This is a genomic window from Cyclobacterium qasimii M12-11B, assembly GCF_000427295.1.
In the GTDB taxonomy this organism is placed as follows: domain Bacteria; phylum Bacteroidota; class Bacteroidia; order Cytophagales; family Cyclobacteriaceae; genus Cyclobacterium; species Cyclobacterium qasimii.
Window position 1 is genome coordinate 64,818 of sequence record NZ_ATNM01000033.1, and the last position, 16,574, is coordinate 81,391.

Sequence of the window (16,574 nt, forward strand, 5' to 3'; positions counted from 1 at the left end):
CAGAACAATGGTCCTGTAATTTACAATTACCTGGTTAAAGCCATAAGATGGCCATCTTCTACTTTTTACCCATTGTAACGATCAACTTTTTATCCTATATTCAACATTCGACTTACAATAAACCCAAACCCAATTCTCTCCGATCCACGGCTTTAAGCCAAAATCATGGGCATTACTAAGAAACCACATCATGTTTGAAAAATTAGGAGAAAAATTCACCCAAATATTTCTCAAATACCTACCTAATTCATTTGTCTTCGCAATTATTTTAACCTTAATCACAGGAATTAGTGCAATTGCCTGGTTAGGAGCAAGTCCAATGGAAATAATAAAATCCTGGTATACGGGCTTTTTTGACTTATTGGGGTTTTCCATGCAAATTGTGTTAATCGTCATCACAGGCTTTAGCATTGCCTTGTCTCCCCTAGTGAAACGTGGAATAGGCACCCTCTCTACTTATATTAAAACGCCAGCGCAAGTCTATTTTCTAGTGGTTTTTATAGGTATGCTTTTGTCCATGATAAGCTTTGGATGGGTGGTAATCACCTGTGTTTTGGCCAGAGAGTTAGCTTTGCGAGTGAAGGGAATCAATTATCCTTTCTTAATTGCATGCGCTTACTTTTCATTTAACAGTTGGGTTTTAGGCTTTTCCAGCTCAATCCCTTTACTCCTCAATTCTGAAAACAATTTTTTGATTGAAACTGGTCTCTTATCTGCTGTGATACCAACCAGCTATACTTTACAATCCTCACTAAATATTGCAATGATGGGCTTAATAGTGATTGGTGGCTCATTGCTAATGTTCCTATTGCGGCCAAAACAATTTAAAAATAAAGAATTGAGTGATTTGACACTTTCTAATGGCATTTCTGAGCCAAAGACAATTCAAGAAGAGGCTAAAGAATTGAAATTGCCTTTTAACGCCTTATCTGATAAATTGAACAATAGCATCATCCTTCAAATGATCATTGTAATTATGGGGCTTACCTATATTGTATTTCATTTCAGTACCAGAGGTTTTGATTTGAATTTTAATATCATGATTTTCATTTTCTTAATTGTAGGCATGGCTTTGCACCAAACCCCTTCCCGCTATGTCATTGCCATGAAACGTTCCAGTAGTAATGTCTCAGGAATTCTATTTCAATATCCCTTTTATGCAGGCATTATGGGAATCATGATGTATACAGGTTTGGGGGATCAACTAGGGCAATTAATGGCTGAAGTTGCAACCTTAGACTCCTATCCTTTTTATGCCTATTTAACTGGCGCAATTGTCAATTTTGCCATTCCATCTGCAGGAGGGGAATTTGCTGTCATTGGGCCGAGTATAATTAATGCCATCAAAGAACTTGGCACAGGTTTGCCTGAGAATGAAATAACGGCCATGATTTCCAGAGCATCCTTGTCAGTGGCTTATGGCGAAAGTTTAAGCAATTTGTTACAGCCGTTCTATTTATTGATCATCTTACCCATTATGGGGACTGGAGTCAAAATTCAAGCCAGAGATGTGATGGGGTACCTGGTTATTCCATTCCTTGTATTTTTTTATTGCAGTCTTTATTGGTTGTCTATTGGCCACTTTAGGTCAGATTGTAAACAGGAATAATGAAACCTACTTAGTTGGAGCTTTTGTCAACATTGTTCTGATTGGTTTTACTAGGGTGGCTACAATATTTTTACTCCCTCCTTTTTTTCCTATTTATAAAATCACATTCAAAAACTACTTTTAAAGTTAAATGAAGCTATAAATGAGTTAAATGAAATTCTAAAAACATAATAATCTGCAATTCTTGTCAGGTTTTTCCATTTTTTGCGTCTGTTAGTAGTAGTTAAAATCTCCTACCTAAAAAGCCCTAATCCCCACATCCCATAGGGTGTAAATTAGGTTTTTCTGGTTTGAATTAATTAATAATACGCTGTTGAGGGAATTTTTCTTTTTGGTGCAGCCTATAGCTTTAAAATTCAACATAATTTATGGAACTAACTTTTGAATTCTGGTACCTACTTCCCATTTCAATTTTAATAGCGTCCATTGCCATGAGCAGTGGGATTGGTGGAGCGGTTTTTTTCTCACCATTGTTTATGCTCGCCTTAAAATTAGAGCCAAATATTGCCATTGGTTCTGCCTTAGCAACAGAACTTTTTGGGTTCGGAAGTGGTTTGGTGGCCTATTACAAAGCCAAATTAATTGACTTTAAGCTAGCAAAAGCGCTCTTAATTTATTCTGTTCCAGCCGCAATTGTTGGGAGTTATTATGCTGACATAGTTCCTGCTATCGTTCTAAAAACAATATTTGCTGTGGGTCTTCTTTTTATTGGCTATCAATTGTTTGCTGCATGGCGCAAGGAAGAAAGAGAAAAAAACGAAGCTTTAAACAAGGTGGAATTTGCCCAAAATTTTGAAAGCGAGTTGACGGACAGCTCTGGCAAAGTTTACCGCTACACCGTTTGTAATCGCAGTATGGGCAAAGGCTTTGCTGCGTTGGGAGGAGCTTTTGTAGGGATGATTTCTGTGGGCTTGGCGGAGCTTCAAGAATACCATTTAGTAGCCAGGTGCAAAGTGCCCACACCCGTTGCCGTAGCCACTTCTGTATTCGTGGTGGTTATAACAGTGCTTGTGGCTTCGATAGGTCATTTTTATGCCTTTGCATTGGAACCAAACGAAGTAATGAATGAGGTGCTTAATATTATTGTTTTCACAATTCCAGGTGTGATCATTGGCGGTCAAATTGGGCCCAAACTGCAGAAAATCATTCCTGAGGATAAAATGAAAGTCGCCATCTCGATAGCATTTATTGCCATCGGTGTTTTTATGCTTTATACAATAACCCAATAATTAATATTATGAAAAACATTCTCTTACTTCTATTGGTAATCCTGGCCTTAGGCATGATTATTATAGGTATTATCGCAAGTATGCTACCTCCTGCACTTACGGGAGTTGGATTTTTAATAATCGCTGCTCTGTTTTTTAATTCAACAAAATAACAACTAGTTTTTAGTTAAAAATCATAAAAATATATCCAATGAAAAAGTTTGACGCAATAATCATCGGCTCCGGCCAGGCAGGTACACCCCTGGTATTTAAAATGGCTTCCCAAGGCAAAAAAGTGGCCTTTATAGAAAAAGAACATTTAGGAGGCACCTGCCTGAACGTAGGGTGCACACCTACCAAAACCTACGTTGCCAGTGCGAGAAGAATGTGGGATGCACAACATGGAGAAGACTTGGGCATCGTAATCCCTGAAGGAACTTATGCTGATCTGAAAAAAATAAAAGCACGGAAAGATGCACTCATTCAAAAATCAGTAAGTGGCATTGCAACTGGAATTGAAAAGAATGAAAACATCACCTATTTTAAAGGTGAAGCTCATTTTACTGGACAAAAACAAGTGAAAGTCGGCAAGGAAGAAATAACAGCAGACCAAATTTTTATTAATGTTGGAGGTCGGCCATTTGTACCCAATGGCTATGATGATGTTCCGTACTTAACAAGTACCTCTATTCTGGAATTAGAAGAAATTCCTGCACATTTAATCATTGTAGGTGGTAGCTATATTGGATTGGAATTTGGGCAAATGTTTAAAAGATTTGGAAGCCAGGTGACGATTGTAGAAATGCAAGACACCATCATTGGAAGAGAAGATCCGGAAACGAGTGCGGCCATCCTCAAATTTTTACAAGACGAAGGAATAGATTTTCGCTTACAAGCAGAATGTATCACCGCCAAAAATGAACCTGAAGGGAATATTTCTGTTCAAGTTGACTGTAAAATGGACGGCCCTCCTACTATTAAAGGAACGCACATTTTAATGGCCGTTGGCAGAAAGGCCAATACGGACACACTCAATTTAGATGCTACAGGTGTCAAAACTGACAAAAGGGGTTTTATAGAAGTGGATGATTTTTTAAAAACCAATGTTCCGGGCATTTACGCTTTAGGGGATTGCAATGGCAAAGGGGCCTTTACCCATACGGCATACAATGACTATGAAATTGTAGCCGAAAACATGTTTGATGGAAAGAAACGAAAAGTAAGTGACCGAATTACCACCTATAACCTTTTTGTAGATCCACCTATGGGGCGCGTTGGATTAACAAAAAAAGAGGCCATAGAAAAAGGCTATAATGTATTGGAAGCAAAAAGAGAAATGAGTCGCATTTCCAGGGCAAAAGAAAAAGGAGAAACCAATGGTTTTATGAGTGCGCTTATAGATGCCGATACAGATAAAATTTTGGGTGCATGCGTGTTAGGCACAGGTGGGGATGAAATTATAACCAGTTTGCTAAATATTATGTACGCCGATGCGCCTTACCAAACAATTAGAGATTCTGTAGTTCCCCATCCCACAATTTCAGAGTTGATTCCAACCATGCTAGAATCCCTGGTCAAAGTTTCTAAATGAAAAGATTTGCAAACTATTTTAGCGTTTAGGGAAATTTTCCACCCTCACTTAGCATCTTCTACGACACCTCAGTTGTAGAAGTGCTTCGTAGTTCAGGTATCTTACCGTTTATACAGCAATTTTCAAGTAATTATAAATCCCGGAAATTTTGGATCAACTTGTGACTGAAAACCAAATATTAGAAAGAGTTTCGAGGAAAATGCCATACCTGCCTAGACAATATAAAAGTATTGGCAAAGGGGTATCCTAACCTAACTAACTGATTTTAAGACTGATTAACCTTATTGTATTCTGGCCTTTTTTGATAATATGGCATAAAACAATTGGGTGACCAAAACTTTCCTAAATACAGAAAATATATTTATGTCTAAACAAAGAATTCAATACAAATGGCCAATTGTTTGAACTATATTTGATCCAAAAGATTAAGAAATCAAAAGTAAATTTAAAATCACGATTCCTAACAAAATCTTTTACTAAAAGCAATAAAGATAAATATTGAATGATATGGCTATTTCCTTACTTTTAATAGTAGTTGGGTTTTTAGGACTAATTTTTGGCGCCAATTGGCTTGTTGATGGTGCATCGGCCTTGGCTAAAAAGCACCATATTCCTGATTTGGTTATTGGTTTAACCATCGTTGCGTTTGGAACCTCCGCACCTGAATTAGTTGTAAATTCAGTGGCTTCATTGGAAGGGCTTTCAGATATCGTTTTGGCAAACGTTATTGGCAGCAATAATTTTAATTTATTCATCATATTGGGAATAGCTGGCTTAATTTATCCAATAACCGTCCAATCCTCAACCGCTTGGAGAGAGATCCCTATTTCCCTAATAATAACTATTGTTTTATTTGGACTTGCAAATGATTTTTTCATCAATCAAAACGCTGAAATATCAAGACTTGACGGATTTGTTTTACTCCTATCTTTTGTGTTTTTTCTGTACTATATTTTTAAACAAATGAAAACGGAAAAATTGAAGCCATTACCTATATTCAAAAATCAAATAGTAAGATTTGGAGTTTAATGCTATTTGGTTTTAGTGGACTTATTATTGGAGGGAAACTTGTGGTTGATAATAGTATAGGCATTGCCATGGATTTAGGGATTAGTCAAAAAATAATCGGATTAACTATAATTGCTGCTGGTACATCACTTCCAGAATTAATTACATCCATAGTAGCTGCCCTTAAAAAGAACAGTGACATTGCAATTGGCAACGTTATTGGCTCAAACATATTTAACATTCTTCTTATTCTTGGGATTAGTTCATTGATAAATCCTGTCGCATATAATCAAATTTTCAATCAAGATTTTGCTATATTGATTGGAGGAACTGTTTTCCTAATAATCGCCATGTTTACAGGAAAAGGAAAAAACTCGACAGGTGGGAAGCCTTACTATTAATTGGTTTTTATTTGATTTATACTACCTATTTAATATCAAAAGAATTGTAAATCAAACCAGCACTTCGAAGTTTAAACCTAAATAAGCAATAGACAAGCTAGTAGGCAATGTAATCCACCCAAAACCAATCGAATAGGAGTTCATCTCTCGAAAATGAGAAAAACCCCACCAGAGTAAGTTACCCTACCTTACTTTTACAGAGGTCTTAGAATCTGGATCTAAGGAGAAAATCACATCAAAATTAAAACTGAAGTGAAAAAATACACCTTGAAAAATAATTATTCAAGGTGACACTTTGCATTCTAAATGAAGAAATACTGTTTGTAATGGTCTTCGCTAAATAAATCCGAAAAAATGATTATTTAAGCGAAAAGTACTTTGGTACCAAATCCTTTATTTTTGCTAAGGTCTCAGCGACTGGTAATTCACTCATGCCTCCTGAAGCATTTGCATGACCACCTCCATTAAAATTCTCTGCTGCCATCACATTCACGGGATTCTCCTCCCCTTTTGAACGGAAAGATATCTTCATGATACCATCTCTCTCAGTGAACACAATTGCCGCCTTCATTCCCTTTATAGACAAGGCCTGATTGGCTAAGCTATCAGTATCCCCTTTTTGGTAATTGTATTTCGCCAATTCTTCTTTCGAAAGGGAAATAACAGCCACCATATAGTCTTCCAAAATCTCCAACTTCTCACACATTGCATAGCCTTGCAAACGCAAACGACTCGCTGTGTTGTTGTCACTCAACATTTCATGAACCAAATGATGTGCTACTCCTGCGGTCAACAATTTTGCCAGTATCTCATGTGTTCGTGGCCGGGTGGATGGAAACCGAAAACTACCTGTATCCGTCAATATTCCCAAGTACAAAGGTGTGCCAATTTTTGGGTCAAGTAAAGCACCATTTCCAGATTGTTCTATTAACTCGACAATCAACTCTGACGTGGATGAAGCAGTAGTTTCAGACACTGTAATTGTTGGGAAATCTTCTGGGTTTAGATGATGATCAATCATTATTGTTTTACATGTCACCGCCTCTAACAAGGCCTGCATATCATACCCAACACGATTTGTCCCATTGTAGTCCAAACAGAACACCAGGTCCGCGGCCTCAAAAGCGGAAGCTACGGCTTCTGCCTGATCTGTCATTAATAGAAAATCAGAAGTATCTAACCAATACAGAAAACCAGGTGCTGGATCTGGATGACAAACAGTAGCCGTTTTACCAAGCTTTTCAATGAAATGTAGCAAGCCCAATGAGCTTCCAACTGAATCGCCATCCGGAGATTTATGTGAGGTGATTATTATGTTTGAGGCTGCTTTAATTTCAGCTACTATTTGTTCGTATACATTCATTCTACTACTATTATTTTTATTTTAACATCAATATTATCAGTAAAATCAACTAGCTACCTATCTCCTTCTCGAATCAATTGAAGGGAATCCATTCGAATTCGGGCATCCTCTATCAGGATAGTCAGCTCATTTTTATGTTCCAATGCAGTGCGAATTTCATCGGGTCGAATTGACTTGTTTCGTTTATACAATGAAGCCAAACGTCCAATTTCATGATCCAATGTTTGGTTCATAGCACTAAGACCAATCTCAATTTCCTTCTTTTTCAATTGTTCAGCTATCTCTACAGCCGTTTTAATCATCTCTGGAAGTATTTCATCAACGAACATCTCGTTTTCGATTATGTCGTTTACTTTTCCAGGGATCAATTGCTTGTAGAACAAGTCTGCAGGATAGTCCTCAGTTACCTCTTCACTAGCATGGTCAACCACCACACGAATTGGAGTATTGGGCAAAAAGCGGTCGACAAAAACCCCTTGCTTGCCTGCTGTTTCAAGCACAAATATCACTTCTAATAAAATGCCCGTGTCCTCTGTGCCTCTCAACACACCAAAACTAGCTGCCCCAGTACCTAAACTAAGTACCATATCGATAGCCCCAGTCACCATTGGATGATCCCAACTAATGAAGCTTACATCTTCTCTACTTAAGGCACGTTTTCGGTCAAAGGTTACGGATATTCCTTGATCAGGAATTGATGGAAATGCAGCCACATTTGCTCTTGACGGATGTAGCAAATAGGTCCTTGGTGCTAAATCCTCCATTTCAATACCAAAGTGTTCAAATACTTTGGTCATGTAAATCTCAAGTCCCAAGTCCTGATCTGCAGCCTTTATCGCTTCCACCAATTTATCGGCAACCATTGGTCTGAACGAATTCATTTCGAGCAACCTGTCGCGTCCTTTGGCCAATGTTTCTTTTAACTCTTTTTGATAGGCTGCAGTATCGGTAATTAAAGATTCTAAATTGGAAGCAGAAGTTCCGGTAGAAACGGCCAATGCTGTATCCATCAAGCGATCTCTAAACAATTGCCCTATCTGATTTCCTCCTTCTATGTTTTCTTCAAAAGCATTTAAGCCTTCGTGAAACCAACGAACCAAAACCTCTTGCGGGCTACCTTTCAAGTAAGGGACATGGATCTGAATGGCCTCCGTCTGCCCTATGCGATCTAAACGACCTATCCGTTGCTCCAATAACTCAGGATGCACGGGTAAATCAAATAACACCAAATGATGCGCAAATTGAAAGTTTCGGCCTTCACTCCCTATTTCAGAGCACAATAAAATTTGTGCTCCATCTGACTCAGCAAACCAAGCGGCATTTCTATCCCGCTGCACAATAGTGAGGTCTTCATGAAACACCCCTACTTTTGCACTGCTAAGCTTTTGCAAAGCCTTTTCTAAAGCCAATACTTTGGCTTTACTTCTACAGATCAATACGACTTTTTCTGGATTCAGTTGATCCATTAAGCCAACCAACCAACTTACTCGTGGGTCTTTCGAAAACCAAAACTGTTGCTTTAAAGGTGCTTCGACTTGTGGCTCTTTGTCAATAGCGTATTCTTTGGCCAAGCGTTTTAACCATTCCTCATTATTGTCTTCTACGCTTAAAGGAATTAAGTGTGCTTTTCGTTTCGGAAAGCCACTCATTGCAGCACGTGTATTCCTAAACACCACTCGACCTGGACCATGCTGGTCCAATAAATCTTCAATCAATTGATTCTTACCTATAGCTCCTTTTTCTTCAAGCTTGGCAATCCTTTGTTCTCCAAATATCTTAACCAATAATTTTTTGTCTTTGACCTTTAATGCTTTTCCTAAAGACAAAGCTTCAACAATATTGGCAATGGCTGAATGGTCTTGGGATTCTTTAATGAATTCACCGTAGTCAGCATACCGTTCTGGGTCCAATAATCTCAGTCGTGCAAAATGACTTTCTACGCCCAATTGCTCTGGCGTTGCTGTCAATAGCAATAAACCTTTCGCCACTTTACTCAACATTTCAACAATCGCATATTCCGGGCTTACCTTTTCCAAGGACCAGGCTAAATGATGCGCTTCATCCACCACTAGCATGTCCCAATCTGCAGTAATCGCTTGTTGCGCTCTCTTCTTAGAACCCGAGAGGAATGTGGTACTGCAAATGATCAATTGATCATCTAAGAAAGGATTTCCTTCAGGCGCACTTTCGTCCAGGGAAGCACATCTCTCTTCATCAAAAATGTGGAACCATAAATTAAAACGCCTAAGCATTTCAACAAACCACTGATGAATTAATGAATCAGGAACCAATATTAATATACGGGACACTTGCCCACTCAATAACAAACGATGCATGATCAAACATGCTTCTATGGTTTTACCAAGTCCTACCTGATCTGATAGCAATACACGGGGTGCATAACGAGAACTCACCTCATGAGCGATATACAGCTGATGTGGAATTAGATCAATCCGTCCACCAACAAATCCATTAATGGGCGAAATTCTACGCATATGATCATAGGCCAAGGTATTGCGCCTTAATGCAAATACATCAGGTGTCTCAACATCCCCGATCAGAAGTCGATCGTTAACCCCATGCGAAACGCTTACATCCCCCAAATCAGCTTCTGACAAGGTTCCATGTTTCCCTATATAGACAATTAACGCTCCATTGTCCTGTACCCGCTCAATAACAAATGAGCTTTTATTGGTATCCACAACCGTATCACCCGGCTTAAAGACAACTCTTCGTAATGGTGCATTGGCTAAAGCATATTGTCGCGTTTCTTCAGCTGCCGGAAAATGCACCTTGACACGATTTTTATTTGCTTCAACAATTATACCTACACCCAACTCAGGCTCACCTTCACTTGCCCATCTTTGATCTGGATAGAAATCCGCCATATTCTCAATTAATTTACCCTATACTATTAACCACCCAAAAAGGCATTTCCTAAAAAAAATGCAAGTTCTTCAATTTTTAGCCCCCTCGCCAAGAACTGATGGTTTTTATTTCTTGATGGCTACAGATCAAGTTAGCTTTTATGCTAAATATTTATCCTTTGTTTAATCCTGAATTAGTTACTGAAGCGCATTACCAAAAAAGGTAAATGGCAGTATTTTAAGAAATTTGAAGACCAGAGTGCTGAATGGTTTTTATTCAATTGTATTAAAACCAAAAGCAGATTCTTTAGACTAAAAAATCCAATAAGGACAAGCCATCATCATTAAAGTAAAATCTTTCGAGCCTAAATAGCACGGGAAATTTGGCTTTTACCGAAAATGCATACCGTTCGTGGCTGCCATTTGAATGGCAATGTAAAGCACAGAACTTTTAAGAGGCATTTTCAATGTTTGTTTTGTTTTTTTTCATAGCTTAAAATGTTAAATCCGACTTAGAAAACAAGGTCAATAGCAACTGGCTATCTTTTTTATAGTTTTGATTTAGCAATGGCTGTAATTCAAAACGTTTATCCGAGGTAATTTAAAGACAATGAAAAGTAAAATATTATTTCCAATTTCACTTTTGTTAAATCTCCTATTCATAATAGCTGCGGTATATTTTGTAAATAAAATTGGATATGAATCCCTCTCCTACAATCTATACGGACCGGCAGGTGCAGAAGGGGCCGAAATTAACACCCTTTACAAAACCACAGATAAGAATACAGTTGCTACTCCTACCAAAGGTATAACCATGGATATTCAAGGGGAAAGCCTTGTCCTTGCTGGTACGAAGCCGGGGAAATTGTCATTTGATTCCTTGGTTTCAAATAGCGTAATCGTTCGCAGTACTTACCAAAGATTTAACGAAGAGAGCAAGGTTTATGAAGAAGGTGTTGACTATACGGTTGACTACAATACAGGAGAAATCAGAAGAACTGAAGACTCTAGTATTCCTGATTATGCTACCCATGTTCTTTATGGACTAAAAGACTTTGATCATAGGAAATTCCCAGATTACTCTAACCATTCATTTTTTGTATGGGTTGACTATGTAACCAAAAACGGTGCAAGTTTTGCCCAGCCAAATGACCAAAGTAAATACTTATCGAATTTCCGAAAAAAACTAGAGGAGGGCACTCCTGTTACTATCGTTTCTTACGGCAATAGCATTACTGCTGGCGGTGAGGCATCTTCTACTGAATTAAGGTTTCAATATTTATATGGAGATTTCTTAAAAAGTAAATTCCCTAAATCAAACCTGAAAATTGAAGACACTTCCATATCAGGTTATACCTCCTCTCAAGGAATTAAATGGTGGAGCACTTATATAGGGAAAACTTCTCCTGACCTTGTATTATTGGGATGGGGCATGAACGATCACAATATTGGAAGTAACAGTCCTGAACAGTACAAGCAAAACCTTATAAAGCTGGTTGGAATGATTAGGGATAAAAAGAATGCTGAAGTAATTATTTACTCTACCTTTCCACCCAACAATGAATGGCATTATGGGACAAATTCCATGGAGCTTTTTGCAGATGCGGCAAAAGAAGCAGCATTAGAAGCCAATTGTGCTTATGTGGATGTATATAGTACCTGGATGAAAGTACTAGAAAGAAAAGACCAATCCTCACTGTTAGGCAATAATATCAATCACCCTAATGACTTTGGCCATTGGTTGTATGCGCAAGCTTTTGAAGCCATGACCTTTTAAAATATTGAGGTCATCGATGGGTACAAAACCCATGAATAAGCTAAGAAAGCTTATTCATGGGTTAAATAGCAATGGACTTATACCTTCCAAAGGAGTTTTGATAAATATTCAATGGATTAAGCAATCATCTCCATTAATCTTCGTCATATTACTACCAATTAACAGCTACAATACGACCTAATTTCAACCTAAATCAATTACTGAACCTCACTAATAATCGGCTTTTATCCCTATTAAAATAAATAATAGAAGATAAAACCTCCAATAATGGCAATTGATACTATAGAAGCCACAAAAGCAATTACAGCTTTGGGTTTTAGCATAGACGAAACAATGGCAATTTCTGGTAAGCTTGCTCCGGTACCACCGATTAACAATGCCATAGCAGCCCCCATGCTCATACCTTTTCCTATCAACACATTCAATAAGGGAATGGCCATTTCTATGCGAAGATAGAGTGGCACTCCTACAACTGCCGCCAAGAATATTGCCATTGGATTATCGTTCCCTAAATATTTTTCAACAAAGGTATCGGGGACAAAAACAACAGATATAGCACTAATCACTGCTCCTATAAGTACGTAAGGCATTATTCGTTTAAAAAGTGACCAAGCAAAAACAAGCGCCTCTCGTACTTTATCATTTTTAATATTCAGGAATTTATCATTTGGGGTAGCCGAACAGGACGATACTTGAGCTTCCCCACAAGTACCTTGTGATGGAATTGCACTAGAACAGTCAGTAGTTTTAGATAGGCTTACTGCCTGACCTCCATTACAAGGAGAACTATCACAACTTTCAATGTTTGATTTCTTATCAGAGCAATCATTTGACTTTGGCTTGGAACCTATGATTTTCACATGATTGACCAGAAAAGAATTACCAACTAGCGTTCCAAAAATAACCGCACCAATAAACACAATTAGAAAATAAACCACTGCTACCTTAAGTCCAAAAACTGCAAAAACAAAAGCCACAACAACAAAATTTGCCAATGGTGCTGACAACAAAAATGAAAAAACCATGGACAAAGGCGCTCCCATTTCAAGCATCCCCATAGAAACTGGTACCATTGAAGCACTGCAGAATGGTGTAGGAATCCCTAACAGTGCACCCATAAGCCCACTAAACTTACCCGTTTTACTCAACCTTCTCTGCAACCTGTCTTGCGGAATATACGCCCTTACAAAGCCTGTAAGGATAGAAACAAATGCAATAATAAAGAACAAGGCTACACCAACATGTATAAACTCGTCCAATGCCAATTTTAAATTTTCACTCATCATCAATTATTTATATTTAATTTCAAAACACATACGATTTTACAAGAATAACATATGCACTATTACGCATATGACAAAACATAGTAGGTCCACTTAAACCTATAAATAGAAGGTTTAATTTATTTTTCTCTCGCTAAAAGTTTCTTTTTGCAACGGTCTATTTCAACAACCATGTCTTTTTTCAGAAATGATACTGATTGCTTTTTTCAGGTGAAGAATGAACTCACTGTCCGTTTCTTTAATGTAATAATAAACCCATTTCCCCTCCTTACTTTCTTCAAGTAAACCGGCTTTTCTCAGGATTCTAAGGTGTTTGGAAACATTGTATTGAGGTTGGTTTAAAACTTCAATGATTTCAGACACACAGATTTTGGAATCTATATTGATTAACAACCAGATTATTTTAAGTCGGGTGATTTCAGATAAGGCTTTAAAAAGAACAATACTGTTTTGTATGGTAGGTTTCATTTTTCTGAAAATTTAGGATTGACCTTAAAATTAAGCTAGTCTATGTCTGACATAATTAGATCAAGAACGATTTAAACATATGCGATATTTTGCATATGTTATGCAAACATAGTTCTTCCCATTAAAAATCCAAAATTTAAAAAAGAAAAAAACCAAGATTAAGGAAAAGCTAGTAAATTAGTAGCATAAAAATCAGAGGTAAACTGCAATCGGTTCGGCCTAATTCTCTGGTACCTCTTCACCAAAATCATATTAAGAACAACGCATGCACCAATTACTTTTTGACTATATCTCTAAATACATGCCATTGACTGATGACGAAAAAAAGGTCATCCTTGACTTGGATCTTTTCAGAGAGGTGAAAAAAGGAACCCTACTTTTAAAGGAAGGAGAAAAATCCAACCTAGGATATTTTGTCCTCAAAGGTTGTATCAGGAAATTTTACATCATTGATGGAGAAGAAAAAACGACAAATTTCTATACAGAACTCCAAGGTGAAGTGCCTGAATGTGTAACCAATAATAAGCCATCAACTTATTATCTTTCATGCATAGAAGATTCAATAATATCCGCTTCTACTTCCGATTTGGATGAGGAAGTTTTTGCTAAATTCCCGAGGTTTGAAACCTTATGTCGCATTGTCTCAGAAGATTTACTCGTAAAAAGTCAATCCTCCCTTGACGATTTTAAGAATTCATCACCTTCCAAGCGATATGAAAACTTATTGGCCACTAGACCTGATTTGATTCAAAGAATTCCACAACATCAATTGGCAAGTTTTTTAGGAATTACCCCCCAATCATTAAGCAGGCTAAAAGCGAGGCTCCTTAAGACAAATAAATAAAACTTTTCATTTCTTACCTTAAGTGAACGTTTTTTAGGTGCCTGTCCATGCAACTTTGCAATATCTTTTAACCTAAAAATTTAAAAATATGCAAAAATGGATCTTAGTAATTGTTATGGCTGTACTATTTGTAAGCCCTTTGCAACTCAAAGCACAGTATGCAAAAAATGACACTACCCACAGCAAGTTCTTCATTGGTAGCACTTTCTTTGTATTGAGCAATTTGATTCCTGATGATAATTCTCCTGACTTTGCCCAGTTGAACCTGGGCTACCGATTAGGCCCTAAAAATGCATTGTCCTTGGAGTTGAAAACCTGGAAATATGCCTGGTCACTCGGCATTCCTTACGGTGATTCTTTTGAAGCACCAGAAGAAAAGTTTCCAGGTTACGTAAGGGAATTTGGAATTGCGCTGGCCTATCAACATTTTTGGTGGAAGGGTTTGTATACGGGCATACATGTAATGAATGCCCTCCAAACTTTCAAAGATGAAGAGAACAAGAAAATAAAAAATGGTTTTCAAATTTTCAATACCTACCGAATTGGATACCATTTTAAATTATTCAATGACAAATTCTTCATAGAACCGTCCATAGCAGTCACTCACCGGCCTTATCATACCAAAATGCCAGATTCATTTAAAGAACTGGATGACAAATGGTCGAAATTTCAGATCGGTGAACCAGGACTTCATTTTGGTTATAACTTTTAAAATGGATTACCAAATTGCATTTATTTCTTCCATTCAGATACAATTCTATTTGATCATGGAAGAAATAGTGCAAATTTTAATACTTTGCAGCCCCCTAAGATACCAGAGTTAAGACCAATATCTCAAATTACTTTCATACGCTATTATAGAGATATGAAAGAGCCAATTCATCAAAACCAAAGCTTTATAGCTTAAAAAGATAAACCATGAAAAAAACCAAAAAACTCAGTTTAATTGAAGTAATTTCAATGGCTGTGGGCACAATGATAGGTGCCAGTATTTTTTCAATTTTTGGTTTAGGGGCTGAAATTGCGGGGAAAAATTTACCAGAGGCATTTATTCTCTCAGGCATTTATGCATTGGTGGTGGCTTATTCCTATGCTACATTAGGAGGAAAGATTATTTCAAATGCAGGACCAATTGCATTCATATTAAAAGGACTCGGAGATGGTGTGGTGACAGGTGCTTTAAGCATACTTATGTGGCTATCCTATGTCATTTCCATATCCCTTTTTGTGAAAGGTTTTGCTGGATACCTACTTCCTTTTTTAAACATGGAATCCACTACATGGGCCATTGGATTTGTTGAAGTGCTTGTTATTGCATTTTTCACCGCATTGAATTTCTTCGGTAGCAAGGCAGTGGGAAAAGTTGAATTTTATATTGTCTTCATAAAATTAACGATTTTACTGGTGTTTATTTTGGGAGGCTTTATGACTATTGATTGGGCCATGGCCAGACCGAATATCGATGCAGCTCACACAAGTGGGCTACTTAATGCTTCTGTAATCTTCTTCCTTTCTTATATGGGTTTTGGACTTATTACCAACACCTCTGAAAATATAAAAGACCCTAAAAAGAACATTCCATTGGCCATTTTTATAAGTATTTTATTTGTGATGGTTTTCTATATTTTGATATCCCTTGTTACCATTGGAAATCTTCCCCTAACAGAAATTATTAAAGCACAGGAAAATGCTTTGGCCATTGCAGCTAAACCATTTCTAGGGGATTTCGGCTTTATTCTAATTACAATAGGGGCATTGTTTTCCCTATCATCTGCTCTTAACGCAACTATTTTTGGTGGTGCAAACATTGCTTATTCATTAGCAAAAGACGGAGAACTACCGGATTTTTTCGAGCGAAAGGTTTGGTTTAAATCTACTGAAGGTTTGTACATCACAGCAGGCTTAGGTCTTGTATTTGCCTTATTCTTTAATTTAGAGGCAATTGCCTCCATTACCAGTACAATTTTTACGGTTATTTACATATTTGTTCTAATTTCTCATCTTAAATTACAGAAAGAGTATGGAGGAAATAAAGTGCTTATTATTATCAACTTAACGGTCCTTTTGGTTGTATTTGCCGCACTAATGAAATACCAGTGGGATACGCAGAAAAGCACTTTTTATGTCAGTATCATTACTTTTCTTGGTGCTATAA

At 37.4% G+C, this 16,574-nt stretch carries 14 protein-coding genes; 10 read left to right on the forward strand and 4 right to left on the reverse strand.

Annotated elements, in window-relative coordinates:
- Positions 1 to 190 precede the first annotated feature (190 nt).
- The 6 genes from ADICYQ_RS03330 to ADICYQ_RS28135 all read left to right on the forward strand — a co-directional run bounded on the left by ADICYQ_RS03330 (position 191) and on the right by ADICYQ_RS28135 (position 5,817).
- Positions 191 to 1,609, forward strand: a complete 1,419-nt coding sequence (locus tag ADICYQ_RS03330; RefSeq protein ID WP_200861876.1) for a short-chain fatty acid transporter — start codon at positions 191 to 193, stop codon at positions 1,607 to 1,609.
- Positions 1,610 to 1,977: 368 nt separating this feature from the next.
- A complete protein-coding gene (locus ADICYQ_RS03335; RefSeq protein WP_020892227.1) occupies positions 1,978 to 2,838 on the forward strand; it encodes a sulfite exporter TauE/SafE family protein in 861 nt (286 codons plus the stop codon).
- An 8-nt stretch (positions 2,839 to 2,846) separates the two neighbouring features.
- Positions 2,847 to 2,990, forward strand: a complete 144-nt coding sequence (locus ADICYQ_RS27560) for a hypothetical protein (RefSeq protein WP_170235666.1) — start codon at positions 2,847 to 2,849, stop codon at positions 2,988 to 2,990.
- Between the two features lie 38 nt (positions 2,991 to 3,028).
- Entirely contained in the window at positions 3,029 to 4,408 is a 1,380-nt protein-coding gene (locus tag ADICYQ_RS03340; RefSeq protein WP_020892228.1) for an FAD-containing oxidoreductase, read from the forward strand.
- 507 nt (positions 4,409 to 4,915) lie between these two features.
- The gene (locus ADICYQ_RS28130) at positions 4,916 to 5,437 is read left to right on the forward strand and encodes a sodium:calcium antiporter (RefSeq protein ID WP_020892229.1); all 522 of its coding nucleotides are present in this window, start codon (positions 4,916 to 4,918) and stop codon (positions 5,435 to 5,437) included.
- Positions 5,437 to 5,817: a sodium:calcium antiporter gene (locus ADICYQ_RS28135; RefSeq protein WP_020892230.1), complete on the forward strand. Its 381-nt coding sequence runs from the start codon at positions 5,437 to 5,439 to the stop codon at positions 5,815 to 5,817. Before ADICYQ_RS28130 ends, ADICYQ_RS28135 begins: the two co-directional genes overlap by 1 nt.
- A 358-nt stretch (positions 5,818 to 6,175) precedes the next feature.
- Here the strand turns inward: ADICYQ_RS28135 and ADICYQ_RS03350 are convergent, their stop codons facing one another.
- Positions 6,176 to 7,180, reverse strand: a complete 1,005-nt coding sequence (locus tag ADICYQ_RS03350) for a DHH family phosphoesterase (RefSeq protein WP_020892231.1) — start codon at positions 7,178 to 7,180, stop codon at positions 6,176 to 6,178.
- Between the two features lie 53 nt (positions 7,181 to 7,233).
- The gene (gene rapA / locus ADICYQ_RS03355) at positions 7,234 to 10,068 is read right to left on the reverse strand and encodes an RNA polymerase-associated protein RapA (RefSeq protein ID WP_020892232.1); all 2,835 of its coding nucleotides are present in this window, start codon (positions 10,066 to 10,068) and stop codon (positions 7,234 to 7,236) included.
- A gap of 589 nt (positions 10,069 to 10,657) precedes the next feature.
- Here rapA and ADICYQ_RS03360 point away from each other — a divergent pair.
- Positions 10,658 to 11,824, forward strand: a complete 1,167-nt coding sequence (locus ADICYQ_RS03360; protein ID WP_020892233.1) for an SGNH/GDSL hydrolase family protein — start codon at positions 10,658 to 10,660, stop codon at positions 11,822 to 11,824.
- A 233-nt stretch (positions 11,825 to 12,057) separates the two neighbouring features.
- Here ADICYQ_RS03360 and ADICYQ_RS03365 read toward each other — a convergent pair whose 3' ends face one another.
- Together ADICYQ_RS03365 and ADICYQ_RS03370 are read right to left on the reverse strand one after the other, a co-directional pair.
- Positions 12,058 to 13,110, reverse strand: coding sequence for a permease (locus ADICYQ_RS03365; protein WP_020892234.1), 1,053 nt, complete (start codon positions 13,108 to 13,110; stop codon positions 12,058 to 12,060).
- A gap of 159 nt (positions 13,111 to 13,269) precedes the next feature.
- Entirely contained in the window at positions 13,270 to 13,575 is a 306-nt protein-coding gene (locus ADICYQ_RS03370; protein WP_020892235.1) for an ArsR/SmtB family transcription factor, read from the reverse strand.
- A gap of 265 nt (positions 13,576 to 13,840) precedes the next feature.
- Here ADICYQ_RS03370 and ADICYQ_RS03375 point away from each other — a divergent pair, with 265 nt between their 5' ends.
- The 3 genes from ADICYQ_RS03375 to ADICYQ_RS03385 all read left to right on the forward strand — a co-directional run.
- Positions 13,841 to 14,419 carry a Crp/Fnr family transcriptional regulator gene (locus ADICYQ_RS03375; protein ID WP_020892236.1) on the forward strand — a complete coding sequence of 193 codons (579 nt, stop codon included), beginning with the start codon at positions 13,841 to 13,843 and terminating at the stop codon, positions 14,417 to 14,419.
- Between the two features lie 88 nt (positions 14,420 to 14,507).
- Positions 14,508 to 15,131, forward strand: a complete 624-nt coding sequence (locus tag ADICYQ_RS03380; protein ID WP_040414307.1) for a hypothetical protein — start codon at positions 14,508 to 14,510, stop codon at positions 15,129 to 15,131.
- A 206-nt stretch (positions 15,132 to 15,337) separates the two neighbouring features.
- On the forward strand, positions 15,338 to 16,574 hold a 1,237-nt coding region (locus tag ADICYQ_RS03385), incomplete at its 3' end, for an APC family permease (RefSeq protein ID WP_040414308.1).

Bases quoted from the DNA above. Each gene is read 5' to 3' on its own strand.
- ADICYQ_RS03330 (WP_200861876.1), top strand. From the start codon at position 191: ATGTTTGAAAAATTAGGAGAAAAATTCACCCAAATATTTCTCAAATAC.
- ADICYQ_RS03335 (WP_020892227.1), top strand. From the start codon at position 1,978: ATGGAACTAACTTTTGAATTCTGGTACCTACTTCCCATTTCAATTTTA.
- ADICYQ_RS27560 (WP_170235666.1), top strand. From the start codon at position 2,847: ATGAAAAACATTCTCTTACTTCTATTGGTAATCCTGGCCTTAGGCATG.
- ADICYQ_RS03340 (WP_020892228.1), top strand. From the start codon at position 3,029: ATGAAAAAGTTTGACGCAATAATCATCGGCTCCGGCCAGGCAGGTACA.
- ADICYQ_RS28130 (WP_020892229.1), top strand. From the start codon at position 4,916: ATGGCTATTTCCTTACTTTTAATAGTAGTTGGGTTTTTAGGACTAATT.
- ADICYQ_RS28135 (WP_020892230.1), top strand. From the start codon at position 5,437: ATGCTATTTGGTTTTAGTGGACTTATTATTGGAGGGAAACTTGTGGTT.
- ADICYQ_RS03350 (WP_020892231.1), bottom strand. From the start codon at position 7,180: ATGAATGTATACGAACAAATAGTAGCTGAAATTAAAGCAGCCTCAAAC.
- rapA (WP_020892232.1), bottom strand. From the start codon at position 10,068: ATGGCGGATTTCTATCCAGATCAAAGATGGGCAAGTGAAGGTGAGCCT.
- ADICYQ_RS03360 (WP_020892233.1), top strand. From the start codon at position 10,658: ATGAAAAGTAAAATATTATTTCCAATTTCACTTTTGTTAAATCTCCTA.
- ADICYQ_RS03365 (WP_020892234.1), bottom strand. From the start codon at position 13,110: ATGATGAGTGAAAATTTAAAATTGGCATTGGACGAGTTTATACATGTT.
- ADICYQ_RS03370 (WP_020892235.1), bottom strand. From the start codon at position 13,575: ATGAAACCTACCATACAAAACAGTATTGTTCTTTTTAAAGCCTTATCT.
- ADICYQ_RS03375 (WP_020892236.1), top strand. From the start codon at position 13,841: ATGCACCAATTACTTTTTGACTATATCTCTAAATACATGCCATTGACT.
- ADICYQ_RS03380 (WP_040414307.1), top strand. From the start codon at position 14,508: ATGCAAAAATGGATCTTAGTAATTGTTATGGCTGTACTATTTGTAAGC.